General features: G+C 58.5%; 11 protein-coding genes (1 of these 11 running past the window's edge). 5 read left to right on the forward strand and 6 right to left on the reverse strand.

The genetic code is table 11. The annotated features are described in order from the left end of the window. The first annotated feature begins 1 nt into the window (after position 1). Positions 2-601 (forward strand): aspartyl/asparaginyl beta-hydroxylase domain-containing protein, encoded by a 600-nt coding sequence (locus DXH95_RS12585; RefSeq protein WP_115549872.1) that lies wholly within the window; start codon positions 2-4, stop codon positions 599-601. Here the strand turns inward: DXH95_RS12585 and DXH95_RS12590 are convergent. From DXH95_RS12590 to DXH95_RS12600, 3 genes are all read right to left on the reverse strand, one after another. Then, entirely contained in the window at positions 598-1,323 is a 726-nt protein-coding gene (locus DXH95_RS12590; RefSeq protein ID WP_115549873.1) for a 2OG-Fe(II) oxygenase, read from the reverse strand. The two genes, DXH95_RS12585 and DXH95_RS12590, sit on opposite strands and share 4 nt — an antisense overlap. After that, positions 1,320-3,911 carry an ATP-dependent chaperone ClpB gene (clpB, locus tag DXH95_RS12595; RefSeq protein WP_115549874.1) on the reverse strand — a complete coding sequence of 864 codons (2,592 nt, stop codon included), beginning with the start codon at positions 3,909-3,911 and terminating at the stop codon, positions 1,320-1,322. Before clpB ends, DXH95_RS12590 begins: the two co-directional genes overlap by 4 nt. Before the next feature lie 213 nt (positions 3,912-4,124). Then, positions 4,125-5,681 carry a leucyl aminopeptidase gene (locus DXH95_RS12600; RefSeq protein WP_115549875.1) on the reverse strand — a complete coding sequence of 519 codons (1,557 nt, stop codon included), beginning with the start codon at positions 5,679-5,681 and terminating at the stop codon, positions 4,125-4,127. Positions 5,682-5,775: 94 nt separating this feature from the next. Here DXH95_RS12600 and DXH95_RS12605 point away from each other — a divergent pair, with 94 nt between their 5' ends. After that, complete coding sequence (locus DXH95_RS12605; protein WP_115549876.1) at positions 5,776-7,887, forward strand: acylase; 2,112 nt, start codon at positions 5,776-5,778, stop codon at positions 7,885-7,887. Positions 7,888-7,907: 20 nt separating this feature from the next. On the opposite strand, the gene DXH95_RS12610 is transcribed toward DXH95_RS12605, so the two are convergent. After that, positions 7,908-8,816 carry an ATP-grasp domain-containing protein gene (locus DXH95_RS12610; protein ID WP_239016674.1) on the reverse strand — a complete coding sequence of 303 codons (909 nt, stop codon included), beginning with the start codon at positions 8,814-8,816 and terminating at the stop codon, positions 7,908-7,910. A 13-nt stretch (positions 8,817-8,829) separates the two neighbouring features. After that, the gene (locus DXH95_RS12615) at positions 8,830-9,249 is read right to left on the reverse strand and encodes an EVE domain-containing protein (RefSeq protein ID WP_115549878.1); all 420 of its coding nucleotides are present in this window, start codon (positions 9,247-9,249) and stop codon (positions 8,830-8,832) included. 61 nt (positions 9,250-9,310) lie between these two features. Here DXH95_RS12615 and DXH95_RS12620 point away from each other — a divergent pair, with 61 nt between their 5' ends. From DXH95_RS12620 to DXH95_RS12630, 3 genes are all read left to right on the forward strand, one after another. Next, positions 9,311-10,252, forward strand: a complete 942-nt coding sequence (locus tag DXH95_RS12620; protein WP_115549879.1) for an isopenicillin N synthase family dioxygenase — start codon at positions 9,311-9,313, stop codon at positions 10,250-10,252. 74 nt (positions 10,253-10,326) lie between these two features. Further along, positions 10,327-10,920, forward strand: a complete 594-nt coding sequence (locus tag DXH95_RS12625; RefSeq protein WP_115549880.1) for a methyltransferase — start codon at positions 10,327-10,329, stop codon at positions 10,918-10,920. Next, complete coding sequence (locus DXH95_RS12630) at positions 10,917-11,786, forward strand: glycosyltransferase family A protein (protein ID WP_115549881.1); 870 nt, start codon at positions 10,917-10,919, stop codon at positions 11,784-11,786. The genes DXH95_RS12625 and DXH95_RS12630 overlap by 4 nt, the downstream gene beginning before the upstream one ends. Here DXH95_RS12630 and DXH95_RS12635 read toward each other — a convergent pair. Further along, on the reverse strand, positions 11,783-13,290 hold the 3' portion of the coding sequence (locus DXH95_RS12635; RefSeq protein ID WP_115549882.1) for a lipopolysaccharide biosynthesis protein. It continues 7 nt past the right edge of the window; the window shows 1,508 of its 1,515 coding nt (coding positions 8-1,515); its start codon lies off the right edge, out of view; its stop codon occupies positions 11,783-11,785. The two genes, DXH95_RS12630 and DXH95_RS12635, sit on opposite strands and share 4 nt — an antisense overlap.

The following is a 13,290-nucleotide window of genomic DNA, read 5'->3' on the forward strand; positions in this document are numbered from 1 at the left end:
CATGTACACCAATCCGCGCAAAACCAACAGCATCCGTCGCCTTGGCCATGTTGATATCAGCGATCTGAAGGCCGCCATCATGGCGATTCCGGAAGATGTCTGGAACCACCAGAATGCGAACAAGCCGAACCGCTTCGAAGCGCTCGACGCGACCCGGCACATCCCATTCCGCTTCGTGAAAAATTTCAAAGACTGGCGCGGCCATTATGGCTGTGAGCTATGGGAGGAATGGAAGTCGTTGCTGGAGCCTGTGCTGACTGCTGCAACTGCGGATTATGGCTATGCCAATGGTGAATTTCCGCGCGCTATGCTCGCTCGCATGCCGGTAGGTGGGGTCGTCCAACCGCATCGTGATGCCAACCCAGCCGCGCGCTGGCCGCACAAGATCCACATTCCGATCCAGACCAACGATCAGGTCTTCTTCTATGTCGACGGTGTCGAATATCAGATGGAGGAGGGTGAGGCCGTCGAGCTGAACAATATGGGCGTGCATTCGGTTCAAAACCGCGGGCAATGTGACCGTATCCACCTGATCTTCGAATATTTTGATGCCGATCAGCCCGATCCGGATTGGGTGCTGCCTTTCCGTCAAACAGCTTAAGCGGGAAACTCCGTCCGCATCCAGCCTGTGATCGCATAGCGCACCCCGCCTGCGAAAGGAGTCACTTGGCTGACGCTGTGCAGCACTGGCAGGGCGAACAAGTTGAGGCAGTTGAATCGGGGAACAAGCCCGCTGATCTTGCCATCCGCTCTGTGAAACAGCAGCAGCCCCCCCCATTCGACTCGCCATTCGGGCGTTAGCCCCATGACATAGGCCAGTTCCCGATTCTTGCCTTCGATATCGTCATCATGCCCGGTCAGAAAATCGCCCGGATGGTAAGCCGTGCCTTGCGCGTCAGCGAAGAGGATAGCGGACTTTCCAGTAACTTTCCGGATGAAGTCCAACACCGGTTCGCTGCGCATGAATTCAGCAAAGGCATGCAAAACGTCCTGTTCCGGTTTCCGTTTCGACACCGGGTCAGGAACGCGCAGTGACGAGAAGCGAAACTGGAAACCATCGCGGGCTGCCAAATTGATGCGGTTGTCTAGCTCTACGCGTTGCTCCACCGTCATCGCTTCACGCGCTTCGCGGCCGAGGTCATATACATGGCCACCAGCGTTAATCGCCCAAGCCCAATCCTGCCTGTCGACCAAGGACTGGTGCAGCTTGGTGGCGCAATCCTGTTCCAGAAATTCTGGTATGGAAATATGACCTCCGACACTGAACGCTTTGGACAACGCCACGGCGTCCAGTGCCGGATTTAGCGTGAATGTAAAGCTCATGCCTTGCTGGGTTTCACTGCAAATTTCAAAGCGCCATCGCCTTCCTCAATTTTGAGCGTAGCGCCATCGGGGACTTCGCCTTTCAGGATGAGGTCTGCCAGCGGATCCTGTAAGTGGCGCTGAATCGCGCGCTTGAGCGGGCGGGCTCCATAGACAGGATCGTATCCGACGCGGCCCAGCCAGCTTTTCGCGCCGTCGCTGAGTTCGATGACGATCTTGCGGTCCTTGAGCAGCTTCTGCACGCGGCCGACCTGGATGTCGACGATCGGAGCCATATGCTGCGCGGCCAAGCGGTGGAACAGGATGATTTCATCCAGCCGGTTCAGGAATTCCGGACGGAAATGCGCGCGTACGATTTCCATCACCTGAGGCTCGGCCTTTTCGACATCCTCATCATCGCCCAGAGCCGCCAGATACTGGCTGCCGAGGTTGGAGGTGAGGATGATCAGCGTGTTCGAGAAGTCGACCACACGGCCTTGCCCGTCGGTCAAGCGGCCATCGTCGAGCACCTGCAACAACACGTTGAAGACGTCGCTGTGCGCCTTTTCAACCTCGTCGAACAGCACCACCTGATAGGGGCGTCGACGCACGGCTTCGGTCAGCACGCCGCCCTCGTCATAGCCGACATAGCCCGGAGGCGCGCCGATCAAACGGGATACACTGTGCTTCTCCATGAACTCGCTCATGTCGATGCGCACCATCGCATTGTCATCGTCGAACAGATATTGCGCCAGCGCCTTGGTCAGTTCGGTCTTGCCGACGCCCGTGGGGCCGAGGAATAGGAACGACCCAAGCGGACGGTTGGGATCCTGCAGGCCAGCGCGCGAACGGCGCACGGCCTTGGATACAGCCAAGACCGCATCCTTCTGCCCGATGACGCGCGCGCCGAGCCATTCTTCCATCTTAAGCAGCTTTTCGCGCTCGCCTTCCATCATCTTGTCCACCGGAATACCGGTCCAGCGGCTGACAACCGAAGCGATATCCTCGCTCGTGACTTCCTCGCGCAGCATCGCATTGCCAGCTGCAGCTTCGGCATCGGCCAGTTGCTTTTCGAGACCGGGGATGGTGCCATATTGCAGCTCACCCGCCTTGGCGAGGTCGCCAGCGCGCTGGGCTTGTTCGAGCTCGATCCGCGCCTGGTCAAGCGCTTCCTTGATTTTGGACTCCGCCGAAATCTTGTCCTTTTCCGCCATCCAGCGGGTAGTGAGTTCGGATGATTGCTGTTCCAAATTGGCGAGTTCGCCTTCGAGTGTCGCCAGACGGTCTTTCGACGCTGCGTCGGTCTCTTTTTTCAAAGCCTCACGTTCGATCTGCAACTGCATGATCCGGCGGTCGAGATTTTCGATTTCCTCTGGCTTGGACTCGACTTCCATCCGCAGACGCGATGCCGCTTCGTCCATCAGGTCGATCGCCTTGTCAGGCAGGAAGCGGTCCGAAATATAGCGGTGCGACAACGTCGCCGCACTCACCAGCGCACCATCAGTAATGCGCACGCCGTGGTGCAGCTCATATTTTTCCTTCAAGCCGCGCAGGATCGAGATTGTATCCTCGACCGTTGGTTCGCCGACAAATACCGGTTGGAAGCGGCGCTGGAGGGCGGCGTCTTTCTCGACATGTTTCTGATATTCGTCGAGCGTGGTGGCGCCGATACAGTGCAGTTCGCCGCGGGCTAAAGCCGGCTTGAGAAGGTTGGAGGCATCCATCGCACCCTCACCCTTGCCCGCGCCGATCAGCGTGTGCATTTCATCGATGAACAGGATGATGTCACCCTCGGCTTGTTTGACCTCGTCGAGCACACCTTTCAGCCGCTCTTCAAATTCGCCGCGATATTTGGCACCTGCAATCAGGCTGCCCATGTCGAGCGACATCAATTTGCGGTTTTTCAGGCTGTCGGGCACGTCGCCATTTGCGATACGTAGCGCGAGGCCTTCGGCAATCGCCGTTTTGCCTACGCCAGGCTCGCCGATCAGGACAGGGTTGTTCTTGGTGCGGCGGGCAAGAATCTGCACCGTGCGGCGGATTTCCTCATCGCGACCGATGACCGGATCGAGCTTGCCTTCGCGTGCGACTTCGGTGAGGTCGCGGGCGAACTTCTTTAGCGCATCGTAGCGGTCTTCTGCCCCGGCCGTATCGGCGGTGCGGCCACCGGTCAAGTTCTTGATTGCTGTGTTGAGCGCCTCAGCTTTGACGCCGGCAGCGGCCAATGCCTTGCTCGCGGCGGTGTTGCCACCCAAAGACAGTGCCAGCAGGATCGCCTGTACCGTGACAAAGCTGTCGCCCGCTTTCTGCGCGAACTGTTCGGCTGCATCGAGCACGCGGACAGCATCATTGTCCAGACCGGGCGTTTGTTGAGCGCCGCCACCCGTTACAGCAGGCACGCGCGCCAGCGCGGCGTCGGTTTCTTGCACAGCTGCAGCCGCATCGCCACCCGCCGCCTTGATAAGGCCAGACGCCATGCCCTGCTCGTCTTCGAGCAATGCCTTCAAGATATGTTCCGGCGAAATCCGCTGATGGTTCATGCGGATGGCAACGGTCTGGGCTGACTGTAGAAAGCCCTTTGCCCGGTCAGTAAATTTTTCGAGATTCATGCCTCGGTCCCTCGTTTCTCAGCGCTTCCCCACAATCAATTTAGGAAGCCTCACGCAAAGATGTAATGTTGCATTTTTGCAACACAAGGGGAGTGGGGTCAATTTCCCTTCCCGCTTGCGGGAGGGGCTAGGGGTGGGAGCGAGCGAAGCGAGCCTTGTGCCGTAATAGGCCCACCCCCGACCCCTCCCGCAAGCGGGAGGGGAGAAAGTAAGTCAACGTTTCCAATTACGGACAAACTCGTCGAGGATGCGTACACCCCAGCCCGATGCGCCTTTAGGAGTTACGTCGTCGGCGCTGTCGGCCCAGTTTACACCGGCGATATCGAGATGCGCCCAGGGGGTGACGGGATCTACGAAGAAGCCAATAAAGGCCGCACCAAGACTCGCACCCGGACGCCCGCCTTCGGCCGAATTCTTGATGTCGGCGATGTCGGACTTCATCGTTTTAAGATGATTGGGGTGCAACGGCAGCCGCCAGACTTCTTCACCGACAGCTTTGCCGGCTGCAGCTATTTGCGCAGCGATCGCGTCGTCGCGTGTCAGCAGGCCTGCATATTCGTAACCAAGTGCATTGCCTACCGCGCCGGTCAGCGTGGCAATATTCACCAGCGCTGCGGGCTTGTGGTTGGCGATGACATATTCATTGGCATCGGCAAGCACGAGGCGGCCCTCGGCATCGGTGTTGATGACCTCCACCGTCTTGCCGCTGAACGTGCGAACGACGTCACCGGGGCGCTGGGCATTGCCACCGGGCATATTCTCCGCCAAGGCGGCGACCGCCAACACATTCACATTGGCACGCGACTTGGCAAGCGAAAGCACCGCCCCCATTGTGGCGGCTGCGCCTGCCATGTCGGATTTCATCTCCCACATGCCTGCTGCCGGCTTGATCGAGGTGCCACCGCTGTCGAAGGTGATACCCTTTCCCACCAAGGCGATGGGGGTGCCGTTACCGCCACGATATTCAACGAGCATCAGGCGGGGCGGACGGCGCGAGCCTTGGCCTACACCTGCCAGAGTGCCCATGCCGAGGCGACGCATCGTGGCTTCATCGAGCACTTCGATCTTGACGCCCGGTACGCCTGCAAAGGCTTCGCGCACGCGGGCAACGAAACTTTCGGGGTAGATGACATTGGCGGGTTCGGTGGAAAGATCGCGGGTCAGCGTAACGCCTTCGGCCAACGCTGCGCCACGTGACTTCCATTCGGTTTCGGCGCTGCGGACATCTCCCACAATGATGGTGGCTGGCTGGGTGGATGGCACCGACTTGCCAACTGTCCTGTACCGGTCAAACCGATATTGGCCGAGGCTGTAACCGAGAGCGACGGTAGCCGCTTCATCGCTGGCCGCACCAACGATGCTCACCGGATGCGCTTCATCGCGCATCGCCTGCGCGATGCGCCCGCCGGCCCGGCGCAGCCGGTCTGCGACATCGCCATCACCAGCCATGCCGACCAGATCGATACGCGCATGGCGACCAATTCCGCGTAACGTCAGATCACTGCCGTCCTTGCCATCGAACTTCGCATTGGCGATTGCCGCCTTGACGCTGGCTTCAGCCGCGCTGCCAAGCACGCCCGTTGGCAGATCGGCATTTCGCATCAGTATCACGAGCACGCCATCTTCGGCAGCGCGGTTTGCGAAGGCAATTGGACGCGCCTGCGAATTGGCTACGGTGGAGGGTTCGATACCCGATCCGGCCGGCACGCCCTGTGCCAAGGCAGGCATGCTGGCGGTAGCGAGGATAAGAGCGAACAAGTAACGGCGCATGGGTGAACTTTCCTTTCCCTGAATCTTCTATATGCAACGCCCATAGGCAAAGTCACATCAGTGACAAGATAGCATCGACAAAGGGGAGACGAAGATGGGCAAATGGCTATGGGGCGGGGCTGTGACCTTAGCCGCTATCGGGGTTGCCTCGATGGTTTGGGAGCCTTTGGCAGCGGAACAATCGGCGCCTCCCTCTTCCAAAAACTATGATGTTGAAATCGTCCGCGATGGTTTCGGCGTTCCCCACATCAACGGCAAGACCGACGCCGATGCTGCCTATGGCCTGGCCTTTGCGCATGCCGAGGATGATTTTTCGACGATCGAGGAAGTCGTGTCGATGACGCGCGGGCGCTACGGCGCGATTGCGGGGCAGGATGGCGCGAAGGTCGATTTCGTCTTTCACCTGCTCGGCGTGCGCGACACGGTGGATCGGCGCTATGAAGAAATTCCGGCGGATGTCCGGGCGGTGCTTGATGCCTATGCGGCGGGCCTCAACCATTATGCCGAAAAGCATCCAGATGAGGTGCGTTTGTCGAACCTCTTCCCGGTGAACGGTAAGGATATCGTGGCCGGGTTCGTGCTGCGGGCACCCTTTTTCTACGGGCTCGACAACTACATTTCGACGCTGGTTGAGGGGAAGCCACCACCAAATGAAAGTGCGGCAGCGATGACGCCGATTGGCCGCGATCCCGAAATGAACGGCTCGAACGCTTGGGCGGTCGCCCCCAGCCGCATGGCCGATGGCAAGACCTGGCTGGTTTCCAATTCGCACCAGCCGCTTGAGGGGCAAGTCGCTTGGTATGAGGCTGTCGTGCATTCGGGCGAGGGGCTCGACATGGCAGGCGCGCTGTTCCCCGGATCGCCCTTTGTGCTGCTCGGTCATAACCGCCACCTGGGCTGGACCAACACGGTTAACCGGCCCGATCTGGTCGATATCTACAAGCTGGTGCTCAACGAAGCGGGCGACCAGTATCGCTATGACGGCAAATGGCTGCCGCTTCAGGAAGAACGGGTCTGGTTGCCCGTCAAATTCGGCTGGTTTGCCGTGCCGATCCCGCAGACCCTCTACCGTTCGGTGCACGGGCCGGTGATCAAGAACGACAAAGGCGCTTTCGCGATCCGCTATGCCGGGATCGACAATGTGAAGGCGGTCGAACAATATTATCGCAATACCAAGGCGACCAATTGGGACGAATGGACTCGGTCGATGTCGACCGGCGGTATCACCGGCACCAATTTCGTCTATGCCGACAAGACAGGGCGCATTGCCTATATCTACAACGCGCTGTTTCCGGACAGGAAACCGGGTTTTGACTATACCAGGATATTGCCGGGCGACAGCTCCACGCCGGTCTGGAAAGGACCGGTTCCTTTTGATCGCTTCCCTAAGGTCGTGAGCCCAGCTTCGGGTTTTGTGCAGAACGCGAACAACACCCCCTTTCTGGCTGCGGGGCCGGGTTCGGAAATCGATCCCAAGACCCAATCGCCCTATCTGGGCATCGAGCTGGGAATGACCAATCGCGGGCTGATGGGCACTGGCCTGATGATGAACGATAAGTCGATTACGCCGGAGGAGCTGCTCGCGATCAAGATGGACACGCGCTACGCCAAATCGGGCTGGGTCAAGCCGTGGATGGACAGCTTGCTTGCCGTTGATGCCAATGGCGATGACAAGATTGCAGAGGTACAAAAGCTGCTGCGCGATTGGGACTGGTCGAGCGACGGTAAGGGCCGGGCAGATGCGATTGCCGAACGTCTGATCCGCCATGCAGCTCGCGCCAACTGGCGCAACGATCCACTGCCCGATCCGCGCGAGACGTTGCAGAAAACGGTGGAGGAGTTCAGCGAGCGTTTTGGGCGGCTTGATCCGGCGCTGGGCGACATCCAGCGGCTGCGGCGCGGCAAAGTCGACCTGCCTCTTATCGGAGGCACCGATACGCTGCGCGCGACGACGATGTGGGACGGCGAACAGCCCGACGGCAAGATGCGCGTGCGCCATGGCGACAGCTTCATCATGCTTGTGCGCTGGGACAAGGCAGGGAATGTGGTTTCGGAATCGATCCAGCCTTATGGGGCAGCTACCAACCGCCCGGATTCGCCGCATTATACCGATCAGATGAAGCTCTATACTGCGGGCAAGTTTAAACCCGTGCATTTTGAATGGGCCGATGCGGTGAAGCACGCTAAGCGGCGCTACCGACCCTGAGATCTATGGAAGCCTCGGCTCTACAGGTTATAATCCTGAGCTGACTTCGAGTTCAATCTGCGACAGCGAATGGCCGAAATCTGCTCCCTAACTGCGTCCGCAAACAGACTGCCTTCGTCCGGGGCGAAGTGGAGGAACAGGCTTGGCTCGATCAGCTCTAGCTCCATCAGGCGGAATTTGCCCTCGCTATCGCGGACCATGTCGATGCGGGCATAAGTGAGTGGGCCGCAATCGAGCAACTTGTCGGTAGCCGCTAGAGCTGCTTCGGCCATAGCCTTCGCATCATCTGGCGCATCTATGCCGCGTTCGACGCCGCCAAATTGTTCCTGCACACGGAAGTCGCCGTCGGCGGGGTGCTTGCTGATCGCGTGGCTGAAGTGACCGCCGAAGTAAAAGAGCGAATATTCGCCATCCTCGGCAATTGCGGGCAGATAGGGTTGCACGAGCATCCGCTGTCCCACCGCTTCCGCGGGCAAGGGATCGGAGGGGCCGATCAGATAGGTGCCATCAGCGCCGCCAGAGATAGGCGGCTTTACCACAAGGCGCGGGCTTTCGAGGATTTCGCGCGCACTTACAAGTGCGGCATCGCTCATTGATTCGCGGATCAATGTCGGCACCGTGGCGACGCCAGCCGCTGACAATTCCGCCAGATAAGCCTTGTCGCTGTTCCAGCGCAGCACCTTTGCCGGATTGGCCATTGGCAAGCCTTCGGCCTCCAAGTGGTCAAGCAGTGCAAACCAGCCGGGCACATCGCGCTGATAGCCCCATGTCAGCAGCGGTAAGACAAGGTCGAAACCTGAAAGCTCGCTAGGTTGGGTCCAAGGACGAAATTCGAGGTCGGGTCCGAGCAGCCGTTCGTAATGCGCCTTGGGCAGCGACCAGTTTTCCCAATAATCGGGGGCAGGGGTAAGAATGGCTATTTTGGACATGTCGGGCAATGGCCTAGGCCTTCTCCCCTGCCATCTGCAAAATCTCCGTCCACTCTTCCGGACGCACCTTGCCGACCGACAGGCGCGAGAGGCGGACGAGGTCCATTTCGGCGAGTTTGGGGTTGGCCTTGACTGCCTTTAATGGAACTGGGTTTTTGAGCTTGCGCACCGGCTTCACCTTCACGGCGACGAATTGGCCCTTCTCGTCGGTCGGGTCGATAAAAGCTTCCTTGCTGATCTTGATGATCCCGACCACCTCGACGCCAATATTGCTGTGATAGAAGAAAGCGAGATCACCCTTCTTCATCGTCTTCATGTTGAGCGCGGCGGCGTGGTTGCGTACCCCGTCCCATGTGCCCTCTTTTTCCGCAACCAGATCGTCCCAACTATAAACGTCAGGCTCCGATTTCATCAGCCAATATTGCTCGCTCATTTGAAGCTCCTTTGACCGGCGTCAATTTCGCTGGCATGCAATTAGGTCAAGGGCTATTTGCATGGATATGAGTCAAATGCCCGATATTTCGCTGGCCAGCAGCGATACCCAAGCCATCTCCCAAGCCCTTGGCGACAGTTTCCGCACCTATGGTTTTGCCAAGGTCGTCGACCATGGCATCAACCCGCATCTCGCTAAGGAAGCCTGGCGGCTCTCAAAAGAACTGTTCGCCCGTTCGACCGAGGAAAAGCTGCGCTGGTATGATAAGGAAATCGCCGGACAGCGCGGTTATACCCCGTTCAAGACCGAGATCGCCAAAGGCGCCGACCATCATGACCTGAAGGAATTCTGGCATGTTGGGCGGACTTTGCCCGCGGGCCATCCGCTTGAAAGCGAGATGCTGAAGAATATCTGGCCGGATACCGTCGACGGTTTCCGCGACGTGTTCGAACCGCTCTATGCCGAGTTTGACCGGGTCGGTGCGAAGATATTGTCCTATCTCGCCATCTATCTGGGTCTCGACGCCGAATGGTTTGCCGACAAGATCAATGTCGGTAACTCGATCCTGCGCTTGCTCCACTATCCGCCGATCGAAGGCGATACCGAAGGCTGCATCCGCGCCGGCGCGCATGAGGATATCAACCTAATCACGCTTCTGCTGGGCGCCGAGGAATCGGGGCTGCAGATCTTGCGTCCCGATGGAACCTGGATGGATGTCTCGCCGCCCGAAGGTGGGTTGTCGCTCAACGTTGGAGACATGCTGCAGCGGCTGTGCAACCATTACCTCCCCTCGACCACACACCGGGTACGCAATCCGATGGGCGAGCGATCGAAGTTCAGCCGCTATTCGATGCCCTTCTTCCTGCATCTCAATTCGGACTATCCGATTGCGACGCTTCCGCAATGCATCAGCGACGAAAATCCGAACCGCTATCCCGAACCGATCCTGGCCGACGACTATCTGCGCGAGCGGCTGATCGAGATCGGTTTACTGAAAGCGTGACAAGAATTTACGTGCCGTAAAGGGCGGGGCTGCTATCCCGAATCCGCGTCTGCGTGGGCGCATTCGGGGTGGCAATGGACGACGGGGTCAAAAACTGGCTGGGGAAAGCTGCGGTGGCTGTCGGCTATGACAAGCAGCACATCACGCGTACCATCGCCTATCGCGAGATCGATCACTGGCTCGACGGCATCGGCGCGGACGGACGTGATGCGCTCGAAATCAGCGCAGGCTGGAAGTGGCGCGAGCGACAATGGGGCAGCTTCAGCGAGATGAACTGGCCCGAACATGATATCTGCAGCGAACAACTCGACCGCCAGTTTGATATCATCATCGCTGACAATGTGTGGGAACATCTGCTCTACCCCTATCGCGCCGCGCGCAACGTCCACGCGATGCTGCGGCCGGGTGGCTGGTTCGTCAACATCACGCCCTTCCTTATCCGCTATCACCCGATCCCTACCGATTGTAGCCGATGGACCGAAGTGGGGATGAAGCATTTTCTGGAAGAAGCCGGCTTCGATCCAGAACGGGTCGTGACCGGAAGCTGGGGGAATGCCTCCGCAGTAAAGGCTAATTTGAACCGTTGGGTGCGAACCGGCTGGCGGCGCAGTCTACCCAATGACGAACGCTTCCCTGTGACGGTCTGGGCGATGGCGCAGAAGTCATGACGTCTATTCCTTCGATCTGCATTGCTGTGCTTGCGCATAATGAAGAGGCGCGGATTGCTGCATGTCTCAACAGCTTGCCGTTGGGGGACAAGGATGTTGCCATCCATGTGATCGTCAATGGGTCGACCGATGCCACAGCGGCGATTGCAGGCGGGGTAGCCGCAGCCGCGCGCAATGTGCACGTACATATATATAGAGAGGGCGGAAAGGCGCTCAGCTGGAACCGTTTTCTGTTCGATGAGCTAAGCCGGTTTCATGAAACCCATATCTTTGTCGATGGCGATGCCGAAATTGTGGCAGGATCGATCAAGGCGTTGAAGCAGGTGCTGAAAGCAAAGCCGCAAGCCAATGCAGCATCGGGACTGCCAATGAACGGCCGCAAAATGGTTCACTACCAACAGATGATGCGACGCGAGCATGGCCTGTTCGGTGATCTCTATGCGTTGCGCGGGGATTTCCTTCACCGAATGAAACAAAATCGCATCCGGCTACCCGACGATGTTATCGGCGACGATGGCCTGATCGGTGCAATGGCCAAGACAGATCTAGCCAATGAATCGCACTGGAATGATAATCGGGTCGTGGTGTGTGAAGGGGCGGGTTTCCTCTGCGCCCCGGTTAGCGCCCTATCGCCCCAAAGCTGGCGTATGCAATATCGCCGGATGGTGAGCTATAGCATCCGTCACTACCAGAATTTGATGATCAGCCGAATCATGCGCGACACTGGCCCCAAAGGCCTGCCGCGCCTGCTTTCGGATATATATCGACGCGAGTTGCCAGGTATGGAGCCAAGGTCGCAGCCCGCGCTGTTCTGGTTCGATCGGCTGGCGCTCAAACGCATGGCGCAGGCCGTAGAGCCGAGCTAGCTGGCTTCTGCCGCTGACGGTGCCTTTCTGCGTATAACCAAGTTTATGACCTCCATTGCCGTAGCACGCGAACCAAACCACAGGAGCGCGCCGTAAACCAGCGCCCCAACCCACGCGAGTAACAGCAAGTGCAGAAGCGGTATAAGCTGCGGCAGGTGAACTTCGACCAGATAGCGGTCGAACAGCCATACCAGTCCAGCCATGATGGCTGCCGCCCCCAGCCCCGGCATGATCGCGCCAAACAACTGGTTAAGCCGGAATCCGATATGCGGGCGCGCTTGATAGACGGTGAAGGCGAGCAGCAGCGGGAAAGAGACTAGCCAGCCCCAGGCGAGGCCTGTCGCGCCAAAGCGGATAGCGGCGAGGTAGATAATAGGCATGATAATCGCGCCGGCTATTGAGTTGCGCATCGTCACCCCTGGCAGCCCGAGTGCGTTGATCGCAGGCTGAAACAGGAACTGCAGCGTCGCGACCGGCATGGCGAGTGCAAGTATGGCGACAATGGGAGTCGCCTCCAACCATTTCTCACCCATCAGCGTGGCGACAAAGGGTGCGGCCGTTACCGCCATCCCGAAATAGAGCGGGAAGGCGACGAGCATGATCAGGCGCACCGCTTTCAGGAAGCTGTAAGCGAGCTTGCTCTGGTCGTGCTGGATCCGCGCATAGGCGGGGAAGGCAACTTCGTTCAGTGGCGGGATGAATTTGGTGGCAAAGAGCTGGGTCAGGAACAGCGCTTCGGCATAAAGCCCCAGATCATGGGTGTCGAAATGGCGACCGGCGATGAAGATGTCGGACTGGCTTTGTATAATGAAGAAACCATGGCCGATGAGCAGTGCGGTGCCGAAGGTAAAGATATGACCCGCACCACGAAAGTCGAAACTCGGTAATACCCAAAAGCGGGTGGCAATCATCAGCATGATCGCACGGCTCCAGAAGATCGAGATGGGGGCGAACACCAGCGTCCAAACGCCTGCACCATATAAAGCGAGCGCGAGCGCGACTGCGGCGCCGACCAAAGAAGTCAGCAGGTTGATGATTGCTGGTTTCCGGAACTCCAGCTCGCGTGTCATCAGTGCTTCGGGTAAAATCAGGAACGGCGTCGATAGATAGATGAGCGATTGCCAGCGCAGCATCTCTGCCACCACCGGTTCTCTATAATAGGCAGCGGCCAATGGTGCGGCAACGAAGAGTTGGATCAGCGCCAAACCAACATTCAGGAGAATCAGCATGCCAAAAGCCTGCCTGATTCGGATCGGTTCAATCGATTCGGACTGAATTAAAGCGCTGACAAAGCCATAACCGTTGAGGAAATTGAGGAAAACCAGCACGACCGAGGTCATGGCGAACAGGCCATAGTCACTGGGATCGAGAATCCGGATAACCGCGAGAGTCGCGCCCCAGCTGACAATCTGCGAGATGATTTGGGTGCCCGAACGCCAGAAAACCGCGCGCTTTACGCGGTTTCCGAAGTCAGCACCTTCGGGCGGTGTTGTGCTATGCTCAT

Origin of the sequence: Sphingorhabdus pulchriflava (assembly GCF_003367235.1) — a bacterium.
Lineage (GTDB): Bacteria > Pseudomonadota > Alphaproteobacteria > Sphingomonadales > Sphingomonadaceae > Sphingorhabdus_B > Sphingorhabdus_B pulchriflava.

Excerpts from the sequence above, each read along its gene's own strand:
- DXH95_RS12585 (WP_115549872.1), top strand. The coding sequence starts at position 2 with ATGTACACCAATCCGCGCAAAACCAACAGCATCCGTCGCCTTGGCCAT.
- DXH95_RS12590 (WP_115549873.1), bottom strand. The coding sequence starts at position 1,323 with ATGAGCTTTACATTCACGCTAAATCCGGCACTGGACGCCGTGGCGTTG.
- clpB (WP_115549874.1), bottom strand. The coding sequence starts at position 3,911 with ATGAATCTCGAAAAATTTACTGACCGGGCAAAGGGCTTTCTACAGTCA.
- DXH95_RS12600 (WP_115549875.1), bottom strand. The coding sequence starts at position 5,681 with ATGCGCCGTTACTTGTTCGCTCTTATCCTCGCTACCGCCAGCATGCCT.
- DXH95_RS12605 (WP_115549876.1), top strand. The coding sequence starts at position 5,776 with ATGGGCAAATGGCTATGGGGCGGGGCTGTGACCTTAGCCGCTATCGGG.
- DXH95_RS12610 (WP_239016674.1), bottom strand. The coding sequence starts at position 8,816 with ATGTCCAAAATAGCCATTCTTACCCCTGCCCCCGATTATTGGGAAAAC.
- DXH95_RS12615 (WP_115549878.1), bottom strand. The coding sequence starts at position 9,249 with ATGAGCGAGCAATATTGGCTGATGAAATCGGAGCCTGACGTTTATAGT.
- DXH95_RS12620 (WP_115549879.1), top strand. The coding sequence starts at position 9,311 with ATGGATATGAGTCAAATGCCCGATATTTCGCTGGCCAGCAGCGATACC.
- DXH95_RS12625 (WP_115549880.1), top strand. The coding sequence starts at position 10,327 with ATGGACGACGGGGTCAAAAACTGGCTGGGGAAAGCTGCGGTGGCTGTC.
- DXH95_RS12630 (WP_115549881.1), top strand. The coding sequence starts at position 10,917 with ATGACGTCTATTCCTTCGATCTGCATTGCTGTGCTTGCGCATAATGAA.